The organism is Pantoea sp. B65, from assembly GCF_047308185.1.
Classification (GTDB): Bacteria; Pseudomonadota; Gammaproteobacteria; order Enterobacterales; family Enterobacteriaceae; genus Erwinia.
This window is the reverse complement of the sequence record NZ_JAHXPU010000022.1, coordinates 21,714-44,747: the sequence shown is the minus strand read 5'-3', so window position 1 is coordinate 44,747 and position 23,034 is coordinate 21,714. Positions and strand designations below refer to the sequence as shown.

The 23,034-nt window shown below is 53.0% G+C and carries 19 protein-coding genes; 15 read left to right on the top strand and 4 right to left on the bottom strand.

The annotated features are described in order from the left end of the window. Positions 1-2 precede the first annotated feature (2 nt). The 3 genes from dgt to JWF83_RS09875 all read left to right on the top strand — a co-directional run bounded on the left by dgt (position 3) and on the right by JWF83_RS09875 (position 4,434). Positions 3-1,496, top strand: coding sequence for a dGTPase (gene dgt / locus JWF83_RS09885; protein ID WP_413650040.1), 1,494 nt, complete (start codon positions 3-5; stop codon positions 1,494-1,496). Positions 1,497-1,642: 146 nt separating this feature from the next. Further along, on the top strand, positions 1,643-3,097 hold the full coding sequence (gene degP, locus JWF83_RS09880) for a serine endoprotease DegP (protein ID WP_413650039.1): 1,455 nt from the start codon (positions 1,643-1,645) through the stop codon (positions 3,095-3,097). A gap of 179 nt (positions 3,098-3,276) precedes the next feature. Continuing rightward, positions 3,277-4,434: a CdaR family transcriptional regulator gene (locus tag JWF83_RS09875; RefSeq protein ID WP_413650038.1), complete on the top strand. Its 1,158-nt coding sequence runs from the start codon at positions 3,277-3,279 to the stop codon at positions 4,432-4,434. Positions 4,435-4,489: 55 nt separating this feature from the next. Here the strand turns inward: JWF83_RS09875 and JWF83_RS09870 are convergent, their stop codons facing one another. The 4 genes from JWF83_RS09870 to map all read right to left on the bottom strand — a co-directional run bounded on the left by JWF83_RS09870 (position 4,490) and on the right by map (position 9,792). Further along, on the bottom strand, positions 4,490-4,882 hold the full coding sequence (locus tag JWF83_RS09870; RefSeq protein ID WP_413650037.1) for a DUF3461 family protein: 393 nt from the start codon (positions 4,880-4,882) through the stop codon (positions 4,490-4,492). 329 nt (positions 4,883-5,211) lie between these two features. Continuing rightward, positions 5,212-6,036: a 2,3,4,5-tetrahydropyridine-2,6-dicarboxylate N-succinyltransferase gene (gene dapD / locus JWF83_RS09865; RefSeq protein WP_413650036.1), complete on the bottom strand. Its 825-nt coding sequence runs from the start codon at positions 6,034-6,036 to the stop codon at positions 5,212-5,214. A gap of 182 nt (positions 6,037-6,218) precedes the next feature. After that, the gene (glnD, locus tag JWF83_RS09860) at positions 6,219-8,873 is read right to left on the bottom strand and encodes a bifunctional uridylyltransferase/uridylyl-removing protein GlnD (RefSeq protein WP_413650035.1); all 2,655 of its coding nucleotides are present in this window, start codon (positions 8,871-8,873) and stop codon (positions 6,219-6,221) included. A gap of 124 nt (positions 8,874-8,997) precedes the next feature. Then, entirely contained in the window at positions 8,998-9,792 is a 795-nt protein-coding gene (gene map, locus JWF83_RS09855) for a type I methionyl aminopeptidase (protein WP_413650034.1), read from the bottom strand. 477 nt (positions 9,793-10,269) lie between these two features. Between map and rpsB the strand changes: the two genes are divergently transcribed. From rpsB to fabZ, 12 genes are all read left to right on the top strand, one after another. Further along, positions 10,270-10,995 carry a 30S ribosomal protein S2 gene (gene rpsB, locus JWF83_RS09850; RefSeq protein ID WP_413650033.1) on the top strand — a complete coding sequence of 242 codons (726 nt, stop codon included), beginning with the start codon at positions 10,270-10,272 and terminating at the stop codon, positions 10,993-10,995. 232 nt (positions 10,996-11,227) lie between these two features. Further along, complete coding sequence (gene tsf / locus JWF83_RS09845; protein WP_413650032.1) at positions 11,228-12,076, top strand: translation elongation factor Ts; 849 nt, start codon at positions 11,228-11,230, stop codon at positions 12,074-12,076. 248 nt (positions 12,077-12,324) lie between these two features. Continuing rightward, a complete protein-coding gene (pyrH, locus tag JWF83_RS09840) occupies positions 12,325-13,050 on the top strand; it encodes a UMP kinase (RefSeq protein WP_413650031.1) in 726 nt (241 codons plus the stop codon). Positions 13,051-13,190: 140 nt separating this feature from the next. Next, entirely contained in the window at positions 13,191-13,748 is a 558-nt protein-coding gene (gene frr, locus JWF83_RS09835) for a ribosome recycling factor (protein ID WP_413650030.1), read from the top strand. 195 nt (positions 13,749-13,943) lie between these two features. Then, a complete protein-coding gene (gene ispC, locus JWF83_RS09830; protein WP_413650029.1) occupies positions 13,944-15,146 on the top strand; it encodes a 1-deoxy-D-xylulose-5-phosphate reductoisomerase in 1,203 nt (400 codons plus the stop codon). Positions 15,147-15,332: 186 nt separating this feature from the next. After that, the gene (ispU, locus tag JWF83_RS09825) at positions 15,333-16,085 is read left to right on the top strand and encodes a (2E,6E)-farnesyl-diphosphate-specific ditrans,polycis-undecaprenyl-diphosphate synthase (protein ID WP_413650028.1); all 753 of its coding nucleotides are present in this window, start codon (positions 15,333-15,335) and stop codon (positions 16,083-16,085) included. A gap of 18 nt (positions 16,086-16,103) precedes the next feature. After that, entirely contained in the window at positions 16,104-16,961 is an 858-nt protein-coding gene (cdsA, locus tag JWF83_RS09820; RefSeq protein ID WP_413650027.1) for a phosphatidate cytidylyltransferase, read from the top strand. 14 nt (positions 16,962-16,975) lie between these two features. Next, the gene (rseP, locus tag JWF83_RS09815) at positions 16,976-18,325 is read left to right on the top strand and encodes a sigma E protease regulator RseP (RefSeq protein ID WP_413650026.1); all 1,350 of its coding nucleotides are present in this window, start codon (positions 16,976-16,978) and stop codon (positions 18,323-18,325) included. Between the two features lie 55 nt (positions 18,326-18,380). Then, positions 18,381-20,774, top strand: coding sequence for an outer membrane protein assembly factor BamA (bamA, locus tag JWF83_RS09810; protein ID WP_413650025.1), 2,394 nt, complete (start codon positions 18,381-18,383; stop codon positions 20,772-20,774). A gap of 119 nt (positions 20,775-20,893) precedes the next feature. Further along, the gene (skp, locus tag JWF83_RS09805) at positions 20,894-21,391 is read left to right on the top strand and encodes a molecular chaperone Skp (RefSeq protein ID WP_413650024.1); all 498 of its coding nucleotides are present in this window, start codon (positions 20,894-20,896) and stop codon (positions 21,389-21,391) included. Between the two features lie 3 nt (positions 21,392-21,394). Then, positions 21,395-22,417, top strand: a complete 1,023-nt coding sequence (gene lpxD / locus JWF83_RS09800) for a UDP-3-O-(3-hydroxymyristoyl)glucosamine N-acyltransferase (RefSeq protein WP_413650023.1) — start codon at positions 21,395-21,397, stop codon at positions 22,415-22,417. 159 nt (positions 22,418-22,576) lie between these two features. Beyond that, complete coding sequence (gene fabZ, locus JWF83_RS09795; RefSeq protein ID WP_007893924.1) at positions 22,577-23,032, top strand: 3-hydroxyacyl-ACP dehydratase FabZ; 456 nt, start codon at positions 22,577-22,579, stop codon at positions 23,030-23,032. Positions 23,033-23,034 lie beyond the last annotated feature (2 nt).

The following is a 23,034-nucleotide window of genomic DNA, read 5'->3' as shown; positions in this document are numbered from 1 at the left end:
TTATGGCAGAGATTAATTTCAGGAAGAAAATCAGTTTCCAGCGGCCATACAATAACCGTGAAGAACCCGTTGGTGAATATAATATTACGCGTCACTTTGAAAGCGATCGCGGGCGAATTATTAATTCTGCTGCTATTCGTCGCTTACAGCAGAAAACCCAGGTATTCCCGCTGGAACGCAATGCTGCCGTGCGTTCGCGTCTGACCCATTCGCTGGAAGTGCAGCAAACCGGGCGCTATATCGCAAAAGAGATTATTGAGACGTTAAAATCCAGCGGCGGGCTGGCGAAGTACGGGCTGGAGGATTTCGCCGGCGCTTTTGAAAGCCTGGTGGAGATGTCCTGTCTGCTGCATGACGTCGGCAATCCCCCTTTTGGTCATTTTGGCGAGTCGGCGATTAACGACTGGTTTAATGATAATTTGCCTGCCGAGCTGGTGGATCCGCAGGTCTGCGGCGTGTTCAGCGATGATGAGATCAAAGCCTTTAGCCAACTGAACGATACCATCCGCCAGGATCTGTGCCATTTTGAAGGTAATGCGCAGGCGATCCGTATGGTGCATACGCTGCTGCAACTGAATCTGACCTATTCACAGGTCGCCTGTATTTTAAAATATACCGCCCCGGCGTGGTGGCGGGGCGATAAGCCGGCGGAATTTAGCACCCTGATGAAAAAGCCCGGCTTTTATCTGTCAGAACAGGATTATATTGCCGACCTGCGCGTGGCCACCGATATTGACGAACATCATCGCTTCCCGCTGACCTATATTATGGAAGCGGCGGATGATATTTCTTACTGTATTGCCGACTTAGATGATGCGGTAGAAAAAGCGATATTTAATGTTGATGCATTGTATGAATTCCTTGAGCAGAGCTGGGGGAAAGTCAAAGCCGGTGATGCTTTTGCCCGAACCGTCGGTTCTGCATGGAAGATAGCTAATGGCAATGGGCGTTTCCGCAGTAAGAACGACCAGTTTTTTATGTCGCTGCGCGTCAGTGTGCAGAATGTTCTGGTGTCGTATGCGGTGAAGCGCTTTGTGGAGAATTTATCTGCGATTTTTGCCGGTAACTTTAATCACTCATTGTTAGAGGATGAGGGGGAAGAGGGACGGCTGCTGGCGATCTTCAAAACCGTGGCGCGCAAGCATGTATTTAACCACTCGGAAGTTGAACAGCTGGAGTTGCAGGGATATCGCGTCATGAAAGGGCTGCTGGATATCTATAAGCCGTTGCTGACCTTGAATTACGAAGATTTTACCCTATTAATGAACGAGGACTTTTTAAAAGGCCGGCCAATTGAAACGCGGCTGTTCCATAAGCTCTCGGGTAAACATCGTAAAGCATATCAACAGAAAATGAGGACTATCATTGTTGAACATAAGTATCAACGTCTGCTGTGGGAACGCTATTATCGTGCGCGTTTGCTACAGGATTATATCAGTGGTATGACCGATCTGTATGCCTGGGATGAATATCGTCGACTGATGGCGGTTGAGTAACAATTTGCTGGCGAGATTTGTAAAGATTAAGAATAAATTTTTACCATTTCCAAATACTTAAACATGAACTTCGCGCTAAAAATTTAATCTTATCACCGTGACCACAGCAATGGTCTGCATCATTGTCAGAGACGAGAAACCGACGAATGAAGAAAACAACCTTAGTATTGAGCGCACTGGCTCTTAGCCTGGGTATGGCGATGAATCCAGTGACGGTTCAGGCCGCCGAAACGGCCTCTTCCTCCAGTCAGCAATTGCCAAGTCTGGCACCGATGCTGGAAACAGTTATGCCTTCCGTGGTCAGTATTAACGTTGAAGGCAGTACGACCGTGCGCACGCCGCGCCTGCCACAACAATTTCAGCAATTCTTTGGCGACAACTCCCCGTTCTGCCAGGACGGTTCACCTTTCCAGAGTTCGCCAATGTGCCAGGGCGGTGGACAGGACGGTCAGGACAGCCAAAAAGGCCAGCCTGATGATAATACCCGCCAGGAGAAATTCCGCGCGCTGGGGTCCGGGGTGGTGATTGACGCGGCCAAAGGCTATGTCGTCACCAATAACCACGTGGTGGATAACGCCACCAAAATTATGGTTCAGCTGAGCGATGGCCGTAAATATGACGCCAGGGTGATCGGTAAAGATCCGCGTTCGGATATCGCTCTAATCCAGCTGCAGGAGTTCAAAAATCTGACGGCGATTAAACTGGCGGATTCCGATAACCTGCGGGTCGGTGATTATACGGTGGCGATTGGTAACCCTTATGGCCTTGGCGAAACCGTGACCTCCGGTATTGTTTCAGCTCTGGGGCGTAGTGGCCTGAACGTCGAAAACTATGAGAACTTTATCCAGACCGATGCGGCGATTAACCGGGGTAACTCCGGTGGGGCGCTGGTGAATCTGAACGGCGAGCTGATCGGTATTAACACCGCTATCCTTGCGCCGGACGGCGGCAATATCGGCATCGGCTTCGCTATCCCAAGTAATATGGTGAAAAACCTGACGGCGCAGATGGTGGAGTATGGTCAGGTGAAACGCGGTGAGCTGGGTATTATGGGCACCGAGCTGAACTCCGAACTGGCGAAGGCGATGAAAGTCGACGCTCAGCGCGGGGCATTTGTCAGCCAGGTGTTGCCAAACTCGTCAGCGGCGAAAGCCGGTATTAAAGCGGGGGATGTGATTGTCTCCATCAATAAGAAACCAATCTCCAGCTTCTCCGCACTGCGTGCCCAGGTCGGAACCTTGCCGATCGGCAGCAAAATGGAGCTTGGTCTGCTGCGTGATGGTAAACCGGTCACGGTGAATGTGGAGCTGCAACAGAGCACGCAAAATAAAGTGGACTCCGGTACCATCTACAACGGCATTGAAGGCGCCGATCTGAGCAATATCGAAGTTAATGGTCATAAAGGCGTGAAAGTCGACAACGTGAAGCCAAATACTGCCGCTGCGCGTATTGGGCTGAAGAAGGATGATGTCATCCTTGGGGTCAATCAGCAGCCAGTGACCAACCTTGGCGAATTGCGTAAGATCCTTGATAGCAAACCTGCCGTGCTGGCGCTGAATATTCAGCGTGGCGATAGCAGTATTTATCTGCTGATGCAGTAACTCCGTCGCCGATCGTGCCGCTGTCTTGTGCAGCGGTACGATCTTTGCTCTCTGCTCCCCTGGCACTGGCTGCCAATTGTGATATTCCCCGCATTTTTTGCCGCTCTGTGCAATTGCACAATGTGCCGCGCGATTCTCCCCGGTATGCTAAATATCCCTACGCTTTGCAGGAGTGTTTGATGGCCACCTATCATCTGGATGCACGTCTGGCCCAGGAGATCGTTGCACGCACGATGAAAATTATTGACAGTAATGTCAATGTGATGGATGCGCGCGGCCGTATTGTTGGCAGCGGCGATCGTGAACGCATTGGGGAAATGCACGAAGGGGCGCTACTGGCTTTGTCGCAGGCACGGGTAGTGGATATTGATGAGGCGGTGGCAAAACATCTGCACGGGGTGCGCCCCGGCATCAATTTACCCCTGCGTATCGACGGCGAGATCGTCGGGGTTATCGGTTTAACCGGCGATCCGCTGACACTGCGCCACTATGGCGAACTGGTCTGTATGACCGCCGAAATGATGCTGGAGCAGGCGCGGCTGCTGCATATGCTGGCGCAGGATAGTCGCTTACGTGAAGAGCTGGTGCTGAATTTGATCCGTAATGAGGTGTTGTCGCCAGCGCTAACCGACTGGGCCCAGCGGCTGGGTATTGACCTTAATCAGCCGCGTGTGGTGGCGGTGGTTGAAGTGGACAGCGGTCAGCTCGGCGTCGATAGCGCCATGGCTGAGTTGCAGCAACTGCAAACCCTGTTAACCACCCCGGAACGCGATAACCTTATTGCCATTGTCTCGTTAACCGAGATGGTGGTCCTGAAGCCGGCGTTAAATGCGCATGGTCGTCACGATCAGGAAGATCACCGTCGGCGTGTGGAGCAGCTGGTGTCACGCATGAAAGAGAGTGGTCATCTGCGGATCCGCATCGCACTGGGTAATTATTTTACCGGGCAGGGGAGTATTGCGCGTTCATATCGCACCGCCCATACCACCATGGTGGTGGGTAAGCAGCGGATGCCGGAGCAGCGTAGTTATTTCTATCAGGATTTAGTACTGCCGGTGCTGCTGGATAGTCTGCGCGGCGGCTGGCAGGCAAATGAGCTGTCACGTCCGCTGGCCAAACTGAAGGCGCTGGACAGTAATGGTTTGCTGCGGCGCACGCTGATTTCGTGGTTCAGTAATAACGTCCAGCCTTCCGCCACGGCCAAAGCATTGTTTATTCATCGCAATACGCTGGAATACCGGCTGAACAGAATTTCGGAACTGACGGGGTTAAATCTGAGTAACTTTGATGACCGGCTGTTGCTGTATGTGGCGCTGCAGCTGGATGAGCAGCCGTAAAAGGCGGGGCGCCGGGATCGGCTTAGGGGAGCCATTAATGGCTCCCGCTAATTAATTAACGGCCGCTGCGGGTTAATTTTTCCAGATCTGATTCAATCTCGGTGATCTTATTCGAGACCACACTTTCCAGATGACGCAGATCGTCGAGGATCTTACGTTTCAGATCGACTTCAACCTGATCGCGCTGGCAAATCTGATCCAGTTCGTCGATCACATAGCGCAGATTCGGGCTGATTTCCTGCACTTCTTTATAGCCCTGGCCAATGCCATCGCCGACCACCGTTTTACGCTGACGCGGGTATTTAAATTTCACGCTTTTGGCGAAAAATTCACCTTTATCTTTGCGGAAATAGATTTTCAGGATGTCGTTATTGGCTTCCTGACGCAGGCTATAGCGGTCGATATCATCAGGAGCGGCGATGCCCAGGCTTTTCAAATTATCATACATGGCTTTTTAATCCTTATGCGGGAGAATGTGGTTACGGCTGCGCGGCGCAAACACGGCGTTGTCAGCTGCCCGCGACCTCAGATACTGGCTGTACTCTGTGGTAGCGGCGCGCTATACGCCTTGTCTTTGCTTTGCTCGCTCGTCCCGTACTCAGGTGAGTATATGTAGAAATCAAAAAACATGTGGAAGAGCATGAGTGCGCTTAACTGGCGCGGATTATCGCCTGAAATGTAAACAAACGCACCTGTTACTTCGCTGCGCGAAACAGGTAATCAGGCTAAGAAGTGTAAAGAAAAGATTACGGGTCACTGGCGTGACCCGCAGCTTAATTAATCAATGGTACGCAGCAGCTCGTTGATGCCCACTTTGCCACGCGTTTTGGCGTCGACTTTCTTCACGATCACCGCGCAGTACAGGCTGTAGCTACCATCTTTCGATGGCAGGTTGCCGGAAACCACCACCGAGCCAGCCGGTACGCGGCCATAATGCACTTCGCCTGTTTCGCGATCGTAGATTTTGGTGCTCTGGCCGATGTAAACGCCCATTGAGATCACGGCGCCTTCTTCCACGATAACGCCTTCTACGATTTCAGAACGCGCACCGATAAAGCAGTTGTCTTCAATGATCGTTGGGTTGGCCTGCAATGGCTCCAGGACGCCGCCAATGCCGACGCCGCCAGACAGGTGCACGTTTTTACCAATCTGCGCGCAGGAACCCACGGTAGCCCAGGTATCAACCATTGAGCCTTCATCAACGTAAGCGCCGATATTGACATAAGATGGCATCAGCACGGTGTTACGTGCAATAAACGCGCCCTGACGAACGGCCGCAGGTGGTACAACGCGGAAACCTTCCTGCTTAAAGCGCGCATCGTCGTAGTCGGCGAATTTCATTGGCACTTTATCGTAGTAACGGCTTTCTGCGCCATCAATCACCTGATTGTCGTTGATGCGGAAAGAGAGCAGTACCGCTTTCTTCAGCCACTGATGAGTAACCCACTGACCGTCAATCTTTTCAGCTACGCGCAGGGCGCCGCTGTCCAGCAGGCTGATAACCTGTTTTACGGCTTCGCGAGTCACGGTATCAGCATTGGCTGGCGTGATGTCGGCACGGCGCTCGAAGGCGGCCTCGATAACACTCTGTAATTGTTGCATTTTAAATCTCTAAGTTATGTCAGATCTCACAGGCTATTTTACTTGCCAGTTTAAGCCCCGGCAGCGCTCGCAATCCTCACGTACTTCAGTACGCTCCGGTTGCTGCGCGCTGGCCGCAGTTAAACTGGCTGCGACAATTACGCCTGGCGCATCTCACCATTTTCGAAAAAATCAAACATCAGTCACACTTTATCGTTTGGATTAAGTGCCTCTGTCAACCGTTGTTGCAACAGATCGCGTAATTCGGCATCCAGTGCGCGTCGATCGCTGTTTGCCAGGATAAATAAATCCTCGACCCGCTCGCCGATGGTACTAATGCGTGCGCCATGCAGCGATACCCCTAAATCCGCAAAAACTTCCCCTACCCGTGCCAGTAACCCGGGCTGGTCGAGCGCGATCAGCTCCAGATAGGTGCGGCGGTCGGTATGGTTAGGCAAAAAGTTAACCGCGGTATCGACGTTAAAGTGCTTCAGTTTGGCTGACGGGCGTCGGGTACGCGGCGGCACCCAGCGCGTCTGAGTAATGGCTTGCTCCAGCGCCTGACTAATCATCTGGTGGCGGTCTGCCGACAGCGGGCTGCCATCCGGCTCCAGCACGATAAAGGTATCCATTGCCAGACCGTCGCGGCTGGTAAAGATTTGCGCATCATGCACGCTGAGGTTACGGCGATCCAGTTCACCGGCAACCGCGGCAAACAGATAAGGACGATCCGGGCTCCAGATAAAGATCTCGGTACCGCCGCGCGTCGCCTGTGGACTCACCAGCACCAGCGGTTTAGTTAAATCGTGGTTCATCAGGTGACGCGCATGCCATGCCAGCTGATTGGGGGTGTGGCGCAGGAAATAGTCGGCGCGACAGCGGGCCCAGATATCGTGCAGCGCCTCTTCGTCGATATTATCCATCCGCAGCAGCGCCAGCGCCTGCAGGCGGTGATGACGTACGCGTTCGCGCAGATCCGGACTATTCTCGCTGCCGCGCCGCAGCTGTTTCTCGGTGGCGAAAAACAGTTCACGCAGCAGGCTCTGTTTCCAGCTGTTCCACAGATTTTCATTAGTGGCGCAGATATCGGCGACGGTCAGACACACCAGATAGCGCAGGCGATTTTCATTCTGCATCACTTCAGCGAACTGTTGGATCTCGGTGGGATCCTGAATATCGCGACGTTGTGCGGTTACCGACATCAGTAAGTGATGACGCACCAGCCAGGCGACCAGTTGCGTCTCACGCGAATTAAGGCCGTGCATTTCGGCAAACTCCAGCGCGTCCTGCGCGCCGAGCACCGAATGGTCGCCGCCGCGCCCCTTCGCGATATCGTGGAACAGCGCCGCCATAAGCAGCAGTTCCGGCTGCGGCAGACGTGGCCACTGCTCGACGCATAATGGATGGCGCGGGCGCGTCCCCTCATCGGCAAAGCTTTCCAGCTTTTGCAGTACGCGAATAGTGTGCTCATCGACGGTATAGGCGTGGAACAGGTCAAACTGCATCTGGCCGACAATTTTGCCCCACTGCGGCATATAGGCCCACAGCACGCTGTGGCGATGCATTGGCACCAGCGCACGACTTACCGCGCCGGGATGGCGCAGGATCGCCAGAAACAGTTGCCGCGCCTGCGGGATGGTACACAGCGGCTGTTTGAGATGACGCCGGGCGTGGCGCAGCTGACGCAGGGTAGTGGAGTAGATACCGGTAATATTCTGATTGCGCACCATTGCCCAGAACATGCGCATAATCGCTTCCGGCTGGCGCGCGAACAGGGTTTCATCACGCAGATCGATTAAGGTGCCGCGTAGCTGAAAATCAGCATCAATCGCGCGCGGTTTCTCATCGGCGCCCAGCGCCAGAATGGCCTCGTCAAACAGCTGTAGCAGCATTTGATTCAGCTCGCTGATGCGGCGGGTGACGCGGAAGAAATCTTTCATCATGCGCTCAACCGGTTCGTTGCCTTCGCCCTGATAGTTCAGGCGCTGCGCCACGTTCAGCTGACGGTCGAACAGCAAGCGGTTGTCATAGCGGGTGAGTGTCAGATGCAGCGCGAAGCGGATACGCCATAAAAAGCTCTGGCATTCGTTCAGCTCATTGCGCTCGGCTTCGGTGAGAAAACCAAAGTTGACCATTTCACTCATTGAGGTGGCGCCGAAATGACGCCGCGCGACCCACAACAGGGTATGAATATCGCGCAGGCCGCCCGGGCTGCTTTTAATATCCGGTTCGAGGTTGTAGCTGGTGCCGTGGTAACGTTTGTGGCGTTCCTGCTGCTCTTCGATTTTGGCCGCGAAAAAGCGCGCGGAGGGCCAGAAACCGTCGCTAAAGACGTTTTTCTGCATTTCGAGGAACATCGCCACATCGCCAACCAGCATGCGGGATTCAATCAGGTTAGTGGCGACGGTCAGATCGGAAAGCCCTTCCAGCAGGCACTCTTCCAGCGTACGTACGCTGTGGCCCACTTCCAGTTTCAGATCCCACATCAGGGTTAGCAGCTCGCTGGTGCGTTGCGCCGCCTCTTCGTTAAGCGGGGTGCGGCTCAGGATCAGAACATCAATGTCCGAAAGCGGATGCAGTTCGCCGCGCCCGTAACCGCCGACCGCCACCAGGGCGATATCCGTCATCTGTTCAAAGCCGTAAAAACGCCACAGACGGCATAGCAGGCGGTCAATAAACAGAGTACGGGCATCGATCAGATCTTCGGCATCGCCACCGGCGTCAAAGGCATCGGCCAGAGACTGGTGAAAGGCATCCAGATGCTGCTTCAGGGTTTCGCAGCTGAGTTGCGTATCGTCCCAATGGGCTGGCGAATCTGCAAGCCCGATATTCACATTTTCCGTCACGCTATTGCTCATCTGCGCTCTCTCTCTGGGATTTCTACCGGGCGAAGCGGTCGCCCGTTGCTGGTGATATCGGACATAAAAAAACCGGCTACAGGGCCGGCTTCTGGTTAATTAACGCTGGGAGTTTAACGCGGGGTTAGCCCTCGTTGACTAACACGTTTTCGATCGTGTCATCTTTACGCAGCGTCAAAATTTCACAGCCGTTGTTTGTCACCACAATAGTATGCTCATACTGTGCGGACAAGCTGCGATCTTTAGTTTTTACCGTCCAGCCATCTTTCATGCTGCGAATACGGTAATCGCCGGCGTTGACCATTGGCTCGATGGTAAAGGTCATCCCCGCCTGCAACACTACGCCGCCATCATCGGCATCGTAATGCAGCACCTGCGGCTCTTCATGGAAGCCTTTCCCAATACCATGGCCGCAATATTCACGCACCACGGAGAAGTCCTGCGCTTCAACAAACTTCTGGATCTCACGCCCGAGGCTGCGCAGACGAATGCCCGGTTTTACCATCCGCAGCGCCAGGTAGAGGCTCTCCTGCGTGATGCGGCACAGACGTTCGCCAAGAATGGTCGGTTTACCGGCGATAAACATCTTTGAGGTATCGCCGTGATACTCATCTTTGATCACGGTGACGTCGATATTGACGATATCGCCATCCTTCAGCAGGCGCTCTTCGCTTGGGATGCCGTGGCACACCACTTCGTTAATCGAAATACAGACTGACTTCGGAAAACCGTGATAGCCAAGACAGGCGGAAATCGCCTGTTGCTTATTCACAATATGATCGTGGCAAATGCGATCCAATTCAGCGGTGCTGACGCCTGGCTTAACGTAGGGCTCAATCATCTCCAGCACTTCGGCTGCCAGACGGCCCGCCACGCGCATCTTTTCGATTTCTTCAGGGGTTTTTATTGAAATAGCCATTAATTTTATCCGCGGTTGTCGTCATTTTCGACAATAATGTAGGCAGTGGATCATAATTCTTCCGTGCGGAATTATGGCGCACCGCCTTTAGTGCTGCAATGTTAGCAGCCTGTCCAGGCGCTGCCAAATAGTGATTATGCCGCGCCAGGCCGCATAACAACTATTGGCGTCGCAGGCTGGTTTGTGGTATAAAGCGCGCCGACGATTCTCTGTACGACGATGCAAATCTCGTCATCCGGGAAACGCATAAATCTCATTATGTGTAAATAACACACACATACCAACACCATACGCCGGGGTGCCTAAAAACAGCGTCAGGGCGCGGGCAGTTTGGCCGCAGACAGCGCGCAGTCGAGGAGCGTACATCAGTACGTGACGAGAACGCACTGCCTAAGGTCCAAATGGCAAGCGTCCGCCTGAAGGGTCGGTTGTATGGGGTATGTGGAGGCTTAACCCCAATAAAATTTAGAGGTAATCATGGCAACTGTTTCCATGCGCGACATGCTCAAGGCTGGTGTTCACTTCGGTCACCAGACCCGTTACTGGAACCCGAAAATGAAGCCATTCATCTTCGGTGCACGTAACAAAGTTCACATCATCAACCTTGAAAAAACGGTACCAATGTTCAACGACGCTCTGGCTGAACTGAACAAGATCTCTTCCCGTAAAGGTAAGATCCTGATCGTTGGTACTAAGCGCGCTGCAAGCGAAGCGGTGAAAGAAGCTGCTCTGAGCTGCGACCAGTTCTTCGTTAACCATCGCTGGTTGGGTGGCATGCTGACTAACTGGAAAACCGTTCGTCAGTCCATCAAGCGCCTGAAAGATCTGGAAATTCAGTCTCAGGACGGTACTTTCGACAAACTGACCAAGAAAGAAGCGCTGATGCGTGGTCGTGAACTGGCCAAGCTGGAAAACAGCCTGGGCGGTATCAAAGATATGGGCGGTCTGCCGGACGCACTGTTCGTTGTTGATGCTGACCACGAACACATCGCAATCAAAGAAGCAAACAACCTGGGTATCCCGGTATTTGCTATCGTTGATACTAACTCTGATCCAGATGGCGTTGATTTCGTTATTCCTGGTAATGACGATGCGATCCGTGCCGTAAACCTGTACCTGACCGCAGTGGCTACCACTGTTCGCGAAGGTCGTTCTCAGGATCTGGCTCAGCAGGCTGAAGAAACCTTCGCCGAAGCTGAGTAATAAGGCTTGCTCTTCACAGAGCCCTTAATACCCGGGAGCATCTTGTAGGGCGAAGGGTATAATCAGATAGTGATCTGTAAGGGGCCCCTAAGGCCCCTTTATTGTTTAAAGTCTGCTTCGCCAGGTTGTCATAACGGCGGGGTAGAATACATCTCCTGCGAATTAAACGCTGTTTCACCCGCGCTACTGCGAGGGGAGAAAACAGGTTCACAGTTAACCGAGGATAAAGAGAATGGCTGATATTACCGCTGCTCTGGTAAAAGAACTGCGCGAGCGTACTGGCGCTGGCATGATGGACTGTAAAAAAGCGCTGACTGAAGCAAGCGGCGACATTGAGCTGGCTATCGAAAACATGCGTAAGTCTGGCGCAATTAAAGCAGCGAAAAAAGCAGGCAACGTTGCTGCTGACGGCGTAATCAAAACCAAAATCGCTGGCGACTATGCTGTGATTCTGGAAGTTAACTGCCAGACTGACTTTGTTGCTAAAGATGGCGGTTTCCTGGCATTCGTTGAAGAAGTTCTGGATGCCGCAGTGGCGGGTAAAGTTGCTGACGTTGACGTGCTGAAAGCGCAATTTGAAGAGCAGCGCGTGGCGCTGGTTGCCAAAATTGGCGAGAACATCAACATTCGCCGCGTTCAGATCCTGGCTGGCGAGCAGCTGGGCAGCTACCAGCACGGCGCACGCATCGGCGTACTGGTTTCCGCTAAAGGCGCTGATGAAGAGCTGATCAAGCAGGTTGCTATGCACGTTGCTGCCAGCAAGCCTGAGTTCGTCAACCCGGAAGACGTGTCTGCCGAAGTGGTTGAAAAAGAACGTCACGTTCAGCTGGAAATTGCCATGCAGTCTGGCAAACCAAAAGAAATCGCCGAGAAAATGGTTGAAGGCCGTATGAAGAAATTCACCGGCGAAGTTTCTCTGACCGGCCAGGCTTTTGTTATCGATCCAAGTAAAACCGTGGGCCAGGCACTGAAAGAAAAAGGTGCTTCCGTGGTGAACTTCATCCGCTTTGAAGTGGGCGAAGGCATCGAGAAAGTTGAAACCGACTTCGCAGCAGAAGTCGCGGCCATGTCCAAGCACTAATCATGGTCTGAGAGAACCGCCGAATGGCGGTTCTTTTTTACCAGTGACGGGCGGCATAACTACCGCCCCTGCGGTGGTCCTGATTCCCCTGTAGGGGAGCCATTTATGGCTCCTGCTTGTCATAAGTTTGGATGAAATCACTACCACGCATTTTCAGTCTCATCCCAATAGCAATTTACGCTGGCTAAGCGGATGATACATCAGATTTAACTCTTCCAATTTGATGATGGCACCCAGGAAAAATGACCATGGCTACCAATGCAAAACCTGTATATCAACGTATCCTGCTAAAACTCAGTGGTGAAGCACTGCAAGGTGCCGAAGGTTTTGGTATCGACGCAAGCGTACTCGATCGTATGGCGCAAGAAGTGAAAGAGCTGGTCGAGCTCGGCATTCAGGTGGGCGTGGTGATCGGCGGCGGGAACCTGTTCCGCGGTGCGGGTCTGGCGCAGGCCGGAATGAACCGCGTTGTCGGCGATCATATGGGCATGCTGGCCACGGTGATGAATGGCCTTGCGATGCGTGATGCGCTGCACCGTGCTTATGTTAACGCGCGCCTGATGTCAGCGATCCCGCTGAATGGCGTCTGCGATAACTACAGCTGGGCTGAAGCTATCAGTTTACTGCGTAATAACCGCGTGGTGATCTTCTCTGCCGGTACCGGTAATCCTTTCTTTACCACCGACTCCGCAGCCTGTTTGCGCGGCATCGAGATCGAAGCCGACGTGGTGCTGAAAGCCACCAAAGTCGACGGCGTTTACTCTGCTGACCCGGTGAAAAATCCGGACGCGACCCTGCATGAGCAACTGACTTATCAGGACGTGCTTGAGCGTGAACTGAAGGTGATGGATCTGGCTGCATTTACCCTGGCGCGTGACCATTCGCTGCCAATCCGCGTGTTCAATATGAACAAGCCCGGCGCACTGCGTCGTGTGGTGATGGGTGAAAAAGAAGGCACGCTGATTACGCATTAATATCAGTCACGGCATAAAATAGGGTATATTCTGTAGGCGCGATGCTCAGTCACGCGTTCCAGTCAGGATTTTCGAATATTATTTAAACGGGTCTTAGCTGGCTAAGGCCTGCCTGGTAACCAGAATCCAAGGGTTCCAACGTGATTAACGACATCAGAAAAGATGCAGATACGCGCATGGATAAATGCGTTGATGCATTCAAAAACCATATCAGCAAAATTCGTACTGGCCGTGCGTCCCCGAGTATTCTCGATGGCATTATGGTCGAATATTACGGTGCTGCTACGCCGTTGCGTCAGCTGGCTAACGTAACGGTAGAAGATTCACGTACGCTGAAAATCAACGTGTTCGATCGTTCATTAAGTTCGGCCGTTGAGAAAGCGATCATGACCTCCGATCTGGGTCTTAACCCAAGCTCTGCAGGGGCTGATATCCGCGTTCCACTGCCGGCATTGACCGAAGAGCGTCGTAAAGACCTGATCAAAGTCGTGCGCGGTGAAGCGGAGCAGGGACGTGTTTCTGTTCGTAACGTCCGTCGTGACGCCAACGATAAAGTGAAAGCGCTGCTGAAAGACAAAGTGATCAGTGAAGACGATGAGCGTCGTTCACAGGATGAGATTCAAAAAATGACTGACGTCTACATCAAGAAGATCGATGTGGCGCTGGCAGACAAAGAAGCGGAATTGATGGATTTCTGATCCCATCATGCACCGTAGAAACGCCGTACAGATTCCCGTTCAGACAGAATGGCGGGTCTGGCGGCGTTTTGCATTTTGCATGGTTAACCTCTACCCAGTCGCTTTCAAGTTCTCCGGCGTAGTGGCGGTATTGATGCCGCCTGCCGAACGGACCTGCAGCTTGAAAGAGGAAGGGTAGTTACACAGAGCAGCCTAATGAAGCAATTAACCATCCTCGGCTCGACCGGTTCTGTCGGCACCAGCACACTGGCGGTGGTGCGTGAGAATCCTCATTTATTCACGGTAAAAGCGCTGGTCGCCGGACGCAATGTCGATCTGATGGCGGAACAGTGTCAGCAATTCCGTCCCGCTTATGCGGCGATGTCTGATGAGGCTTCCGCCCGGGCGTTGCGCCAGCAGCTGAAAGCGCGCGACATTACGACCGAGGTATTTGCCGGCGAGCATGCGGCCTGCGAGCTGGCGGCGTTAGATGATGTCGACCAGGTAATGGCTGCGATTGTTGGCGCTGCCGGTCTGTTACCGACCCTCGCGGCGATCCGCGCCGGTAAAACGGTGCTGCTGGCCAATAAAGAGTCGCTTGTCACTTGCGGCCGTCTATTTATGGACGCGGTACGTCAGGCGAAAGCCCAGCTTCTGCCAATCGACAGCGAACACAACGCCATTTTTCAGAGTTTGCCTGCTTCCATCCAACAGCAGTTAGGATACGCTGACCTCAAGGGTAACGGGATTGATAGCGTTATTCTAACGGGATCGGGTGGTCCTTTTCGTGACACGCCACTAGACACGCTGTGCAGCGTGACGCCGGATCAGGCTTGTGCGCATCCGAACTGGTCGATGGGACGTAAAATCTCCGTCGACTCGGCCACCATGATGAATAAAGGCCTTGAATACATCGAAGCCCGCTGGCTGTTTAATGCCACTGACGCGCAGATGGAAGTGATCCTGCACCCGCAGTCGGTGATTCACTCCATGGTGCGTTACCGCGATGGGAGTGTGATCGCACAGCTGGGATCGCCAGATATGCGTACCCCTATCGCTCATGCCATGGCATGGCCACAGCGTGTAAGCGCCGGTGTGACACCGCTGGATTTCACCCGCATGGGTGCACTCACTTTCGCTGAGCCTGATTTTGCGCGCTATCCCTGCCTGAAACTGGCGATAGATGCCTGCAAACAGGGACAGGCCGCGACCACGACGCTGAATGCGGCGAATGAAATCGCTGTCGCTGCGTTCCTGAATTCACAGATTCGCTTTACCGATATTGCCGGGATCAATATGGCGGTACTGGCAGCGCTTTCTTGTGAGGAACCGCAGAGTGTGGAAGCGGTGATTGAGATCGACAGGCGGGCGCGCCGTGTGGCAAATGAACTACTGGCGCGTTTTGTCGCTTATCGGTAATTCAACGATTTGCGGCGGCGCCATTTGTTCGGCGCGGTCGGAAATGGTATAGTCTCCGGCTACCGTTGAGCAGATATGGCCTGTAGCTGCGGTAGTGAGAGCCGTGTGGAACACGGCTTTTTTGCGCCAGCGTGCAGAGTATTCAGAAGCCGTTGTATTTCTGATTAAAGGAAATAATTACGCGTTATGTCGTCCGAAAATCAATTACAAACCGATGACCAGCTCGGGACTGGCCCCCGCCATGTGGCCATCATTATGGATGGCAACGGTCGCTGGGCAAAGAATCAGGGTAAAATGCGCATCTCCGGTCATAAAGCGGGAGTGAAATCGGTACGTCGTGCCGTTAGCTTCGCGGTGAGCAATAAGCTCGATGCCCTCACGCTTTATGCCTTCAGTAGCGAAAACTGGAACCGTCCGCCGCAGGAAGTTATGGCGTTGATGGAGCTTTTCGTCTGGGCACTCGACAGTGAAGTGAAAAGTCTGCACAAGCATAATGTTCGTTTGAGAATTATCGGCGACATCAGTCGCTTTAACTCACGCTTACAAGAGCGCATCCGTCGCGCAGAGGAACTTACTCAACAAAATAATGGACTAACGCTCAACATTGCCGCGAATTATGGTGGCCGTTGGGATATCATCCATGGCGTCAGACAAATCGCCGAGCAGGTGCAGGAAGGATTGCTTCGTCCCGATCAAATCGAAGAAGATACCCTGGCGAAGCACCTTTGTCTCAGCGATCTGGCACCAGTGGATCTGGTAATAAGGACCGGGGGAGAACATCGCATCAGCAACTTCCTGCTGTGGCAGGTTGCCTATGCAGAGTTTTATTTTACTGATGTTCTTTGGCCTGATTTTGATGAACAAGTTTTTGAAGGTGCAATGAATGCTTTCTCACACCGAGAGCGCCGGTTTGGCGGCGCAGCACCTGGTGGCGTCTGAGCGCACTGGGGGTAACCTTTGCTGAAATCTCGTCTGATTACGGCGTTCATACTGATACCGGTAGTGATTGCGGCACTGTTTTTGCTGCCACCGGCAGGCTTTATGATGACCACATTAGTGGTATGTATGCTGGCCGCATGGGAATGGGGCCAGTTTGCTGGTTTTGCCTCCCGCTCTCAACGTATCTGGCTGGCTGTGCTCTGCGGCCTGCTGCTCGCCTTAATGATGCTGGCGCTTCCTGCTTATCAGTTCAGTCTGCAACTACCGGTGATGAGTATCTCGCTCTGGGCCTCGCTCGGCTGGTGGCTGGTGGCGCTCGGGTTAGTGCTGTTCTATCCGGCGTCGGCCGCATTTTGGCGTCAGTCACGTTTCCTGCGTTTAGTGTTCGGTATCCTGACGATTGTGCCTTTTTTCTGGGGCATGCTGGCGTTGCGCCAGTATCACTATGATAACGACCATTTCGCCGGCGCCTGGTGGCTGCTGTATGTGATGTTCCTGGTTTGGGGCGCCGACTCTGGTGCTTATATGTTTGGCCGGTTGTTTGGCAAGCATAAGCTGGCGCCGAAAGTGTCGCCGGGGAAAACCTGGGAAGGCTTCTTTGGCGGCTTGCTGACTTCGGCGCTGATCTCCTGGCTGTTTGGCCTTTGGGCCCCGTTAGCCGTTGAGCCGGGCACGCTGCTTGCCTGTTCGATTATCGCCGCATTAGCGTCGGTACTGGGCGATTTGACCGAAAGCATGTTCAAACGTGAAGCCGGGATTAAAGATAGCGGAAATCTGATTCCGGGGCACGGCGGGATCCTCGACCGTATTGATAGCCTGACTGCTGCGGTGCCGGTGTTTGCCTGCCTGCTGCTGCTGGTCTTCAACACCCTTTAAAGGACGCACTTGCCATGTTGAGCATACTCTGGAGCTTTGCTGCCTTTATCGTTGCGCTGGGCGTGTTAATTACCGTCCACGAGTTCGGTCATTTCTGGGTGGCGCGGCGTTGTGGCGTGAAAGTCGAACGTTTCTCGATCGGCTTTGGTAAAGCGCTGTGGCGTTATCGCGATCGCCAGGGTACGGAGTATGTGCTCGCGCTTATCCCACTCGGTGGCTACGTCAAGATGCTCGATGAACGTGTCGAGAGTGTCGCCCCTGAGTTGCGTCATCAATCCTTCAATAATAAAACCGTGCTGCAGCGTGCTGCTATTATCGCTGCCGGCCCGTGCGCCAACTTTATTTTCGCCATCTTTGCTTACTGGCTGGTATTTATCCATGGCGTGCCGGGTGTTCGTCCGGTGATTGGCGAAATAGTGAGCGGTTCGGTGGCGGCAGAGGCGCAAATTGCCCCGGGCATGGAACTAAAAGCAGTCGATGGTATCGAAACGCCTGATTGGGATGCAGTACGGATGGCGCTGGTGGCAAAAATCGGTGACGACGAAACCACCATCAGTGTGGCGCCATTTGGCTCTGCGCAGTCGACGGAAAAAAAGCTCAATTTGCGCCACTGGCAATTTGAGCCTGATAAGCAGGATCCGGTGGTGGCACTGGGTATCCGGCCACGTGGACCAGAGATCGAATCGGTGCTGGCTGAAGTGCAGTCTGGCTCACCTGCCAGTGCGGCAGGTTTGCAAGCAGGCGACAGGATCGTTAAAGTCGATGGTCAGCCGTTAGGGCAGTGGCAGAGTTTTGTCACCCAGGTGCGTGATAATCCCGGCAAGGCGATGGCGCTTGACGTTGAGCGCCAGGGGGAAGTGGTCAGTCTGACGCTGACGCCTGAGGCGAAGCCGGACAATAGTGCAGAAGGGTTTGTGGGCGTGATCCCACGCGTGATCCCACTGCCGGACGAATATAAAACGGTGCGCCAGTATGGTCCGTTTGCTGCAATTGGTGAGGCCACGGATAAAACCTGGCAACTGATGAAGCTGACGGTCGGCATGCTTGGCAAACTGGTGACGGGTGATGTGAAGCTGAACAATCTGAGCGGGCCGATTTCAATCGCGCAAGGTGCCGGGATGTCAGCTGAGTATGGTGTGATTTATTATCTGATGTTCCTTGCGTTAATCAGCGTGAACCTCGGGATTATCAACCTGTTCCCATTACCGGTTTTAGATGGTGGTCATCTGCTCTTCCTGGCGATCGAAAAGATCAAGGGAGGACCGGTGTCCGAGCGAGTTCAGGACTTCAGTTATCGTATCGGCTCGATTTTGCTGGTGCTGTTAATGGGGCTTGCACTATTCAATGATTTCTCACGCTTGTAGTCGCCGTAAAGGTGCACGCAGGTTCGGGATGTGTTAGGAAGAACGCATAACAACGATGGCGATGAAAAAGTTGCTCATAGCGTCGCTGCTGTTTAGCAGCGCCACCGTATACGGTGCAGACGGGTTCGTAGTGAAGGACATTCATTTCGAAGGGCTGCAGCGAGTCGCCGTCGGTGCGGCCTTGCTTAGCATGCCTGTGCGTCCAGGTGATACGGTGTCTGACGAGGACATCAGTAATACCATTCGCGCCCTGTTTGCCACCGGAAACTTCGAAGACGTTCAGGTACTGCGCGACGGCCAAACGCTGATCGTCCAGGTTAAGGAGCGTCCGACCATTGCCAGCATCACTTTCTCCGGCAACAAAGCGGTGAAAGAGGACATGCTCAAGCAGAACCTGGAAGCCTCTGGCGTGCGCGTTGGCGAAGCGCTGGACCGCACCACGATCTCGACTATCGAGAAAGGGCTGGAGGATTTCTACTACAGCGTTGGTAAATACAGCGCCAGCGTAAAAGCAGTGGTCACGCCGCTGCCACGTAACCGTGTGGATCTGAAACTGGTCTTCACCGAAGGTGTTTCCGCGCAGATTTCGCAGATCAACGTGGTCGGTAATAAAGCCTTCAGCTCTGAAGAGCTGATTTCCCGCTTCCAGCTGCGCGATGAAGTGCCGTGGTGGAACGTGGTAGGCGATCGTAAATATCAGAAACAGAAACTGGCGGGTGACCTTGAAACCCTGCGTAGCTTCTATCTGGATCGCGGTTATGCCCGCTTTAATATTGACTCCACGCAGGTCAGCCTGACGCCGGATAAAAAAGGTATCTATATCACCATCAATATCCATGAAGGCGATCAGTACAAGCTTTCTGGCGTGGTGGTGAACGGCAATATGGCTGGTCACTCAGCGGAAGTTGAAACGCTGACCAAAATCGAACCGGGCGAGTTGTATAACGGTGCGAAAGTGACGCGCATGGAAGACGACATCAAGAAGATGTTTGGTCGTTACGGCTATGCCTATCCGCGTGTGGTGACTCAGCCTGAAATTAACGATGCGGATAAAACCGTTAAGTTGCATGTCAATGTCGATGCCGGTAACCGTTACTACGTGCGTAAAGTACGTTTTGAAGGTAACGATACCTCGAAAGATGCCGTACTGCGCCGCGAAATGCGTCAGATGGAAGGGGCATGGCTGGGCAGCGACCTCGTTGAACAGGGCAAAGAGCGCCTGAACCGTACCGGTTATTTTGAAACCGTCGATACCGATACCCAGCGTGTACCAGGATCGCCCGATCAGGTTGACGTGGTGTATAAAGTGAAGGAACGCAACACCGGTACCTTTAACTTCGGTATTGGTTTTGGTACGGAAAGCGGCGTTAGCTTCCAGGTTGGCGTGCAGCAGGAAAACTGGCTGGGAACCGGTAATACCGTTGGTATCAGCGGGACTAAAAATGATTACCAGACCTATGCTGAGTTCTCGCTGACCGATCCGTACTTCACGGTGGATGGTGTCAGTCTCGGTGGTCGTATCTTCTATAACGACTTTAAAGCGGATGATGCCGACCTCTCCGACTATACCAACAGAAGTTACGGTACAGACGGTACGCTGGGCTTCCCGATCAATGAAAACAATACCCTGCGTGTTGGCTTAGGTTACGTTCATAATGACCTGTCCGATATGCAGCCGCAGATTGCCATGTGGCGTTATCTGCGTTCGGTAGGCGAAGAGCCGGGTCAGGATTATTCAGCCGACGACTTTACCTTTAACTACGGCTGGACTTATAACAACCTGGACCGTGGATTCTTCCCGACCAACGGTAACCGTACTAACCTGAATGGTAAAGTGACGATTCCAGGTTCGGACAACAGCTTCTATAAAGTGACGCTGGATAGCCAGCAGTATATGCCGCTGAATCAGGATCGTACCTGGGTGCTGTTAGGTCGTGGTCGTCTGGGTTATGGCGATGGGTTAGGCGGCAAAGAGTTGCCATTCTACGAAAACTTCTATGCCGGTGGGTCCAGTACCGTGCGTGGTTTCCGTTCGAATACCATCGGTCCGAAAGCGGTTTACTACAATAATAACTCGTCTAACTGTTCAGGAACGGCAACCATCTGTAGCTCTTCAGATGCGGTCGGTGGTAACGCAATGGCGGTCGCCAGCATGGAGCTGATTACGCCAACGCCATTCCTCAGTGAAAAGTATTCGAACTCGGTGCGTACTTCGCTATTTGTTGATGCGGGTACCGCCTGGGATACAAAATGGGAGAATACTGATGCCACCCGTGCAGCAGGTGTGCCGGATTATAGCGATCCGAGCAATATCCGTGCTTCTGCCGGTCTGGCATTGCAGTGGATGTCTCCACTGGGTCCACTGGTGTTCTCCTATGCACAACCGGTGAAAAAATATGAGGGAGATAAAGCAGAACAGTTCCAGTTTAACATTGGTAAAACCTGGTAACTAACTGCGCAAGGAAGCAACTCAAGTGAGTATCGCGTCGTCACCCGGCAGCCTTTGTGCCGCCGGGGTCACGCAAAACATGTGTCAGTGACACGAACGGTGATGGTAAGGAGTTTATAGTGAAAAAGTTGTTGTGTGCCGCAGGTCTGGGTCTGGTTTTAGCTGTTTCAGCTGGCGCTCAGGCTGCTGATAAAATTGCAGTGGTTAACGTTTCCAGCATTTTCCAACAGTTACCGCAGCGTGCGACAGTTGCGAAACAGCTTGAAAATGAGTTCAAAGGTCGCGCAAGCGAGCTGCAGAACCAGGAACGCGATCTGCAAACTAAAATGCAGAATCTGCAGCGCGACGGTTCAACCATGAAGGCCAGCGATCGTAGCCGCATGGAAAAAGACATTATGGCGCAGCGCGAAGCGTTCTCGACTAAAGCTCAGGCTTTCGAGCAGGACAACCGTCGTCGCCAGAGCGAAGAACGTAATAAAATTCTGAGCCGCATCCAGGATGCAGTGAAGAAAGTTGCTGATGACGAAGGTTACGACGTCGTTATCGATGCAAACGCTGTAGCTTATGCAGCTAACTCTAAAGACATCACTGCTGATGTTCTGAAACAGGTTAAATAATACATGTCTTCAATTCGACTGGCTGATTTAGCCCAGCAGTTGGATGCAGAATTGCACGGAGATGGCGATATCGTCATCTCCGGCATTGCTTCTATGCAATCCGCCCAAAACGGCCAGATCACCTTTTTAGCCAACAGTCGCTACCGCGAGCAACTGGCAACCTGCCAGGCTTCTGCCGTGGTGCTGTCGCAAGCCGATCTGGAGTGGTGCAAAAGTGCTGCTTTAGTCGTCAAAAACCCCTATCTGACCTATGCGCGTATGGCGCAACTGTTGGATACCACCCCGCAACCGGCGAGCAATATCGCCCCCAGTGCGGTAATTGATGCCAGCGCTAAACTCGGCAATAACGTCTCTGTTGGCGCCAATGCCGTCATCGAGTCTGGCGTTGAGCTAGGTGATAATGTCGTTATTGGCGCTGGCTGCTTTATCGGTAAAAACACCCATATTGGTGCCGGTTCGCGCCTGTGGGCCAATGTCTCGGTTTATCATGAAATACGCATCGGTGAGCAATGTCTGATTCAGTCAGGCACGGTTATCGGTGCAGATGGTTTTGGTTATGCCAACGATCGCGGCAATTGGGTGAAAATTCCCCAGCTTGGCACGGTGGTGATTGGTGACCGGGTCGAAATCGGCGCCTGTACCACTATTGATCGCGGCGCTCTGGATAACACTCAAATCGGCAATGGTGTTATCATTGATAACCAGTGTCAGATTGCACATAACGTGGTGATTGGCGACAATACCGCAGTGGCGGGTGGCGTGATCATGGCCGGTAGCCTGACGATTGGTCGTTACTGCATGATCGGCGGCGCCAGCGTAATTAACGGTCACATGGAGATTTGTGACAAAGTTACGGTGACCGGAATGGGAATGGTGATGCGACCAATTACCGAACCTGGGGTATACTCTTCGGGAATTCCGCTGCAACCCAACAAAACCTGGCGTAAAACAGCAGCGTTGGTGATGAATATTGATGAGATAAGCAAACGCTTAAAACACATCGAGCGTAAAGTCGGTAAAGACTAAGCGAACATCCCGCGTCTGCCCGGCTTTCACAACTAAAACATGCGAAGCAGGGATAGCCAAGCGCACGGAAACAGAATTTGCGGCCTGCGGACGATCTTGCGATCTTTGCAGGCCGTGTTATTAATGCCATCAGATTTTTTTTAGGACAGGAAGAGTATTTTGACTACTGAAACTCATACTCTGAAGATTGAAGAGATTTTAGAGCTACTACCACACCGTTACCCATTTTTGCTGGTAGACCGCGTTCTTGATTTTGAAGAGCATAAATATCTGCGTGCGGTAAAGAATGTGTCGGTCAACGAACCGTTTTTCCAGGGGCATTTCCCTGGTAAGCCGATTTTTCCAGGCGTCCTGATTCTGGAAGCGATGGCGCAGGCCACCGGCATTCTGGCGTTTAAAAGCGTAGGTAAACTGGAACCTGGCGAACTGTACTATTTTGCCGGTATCGATGAAGCGCGCTTTAAGCGACCTGTAGTGCCTGGCGACCAGATGATCATGGAAGTCACGTTCGAGAAAACCCGCCGTGGTCTGACGCGCTTTAAAGGCGTAGCAACTGTTGACGGTAAAATTGTCTGCGAAGCAACGATGATGTGTGCCCGCAGCCGGGAGGCTTAATC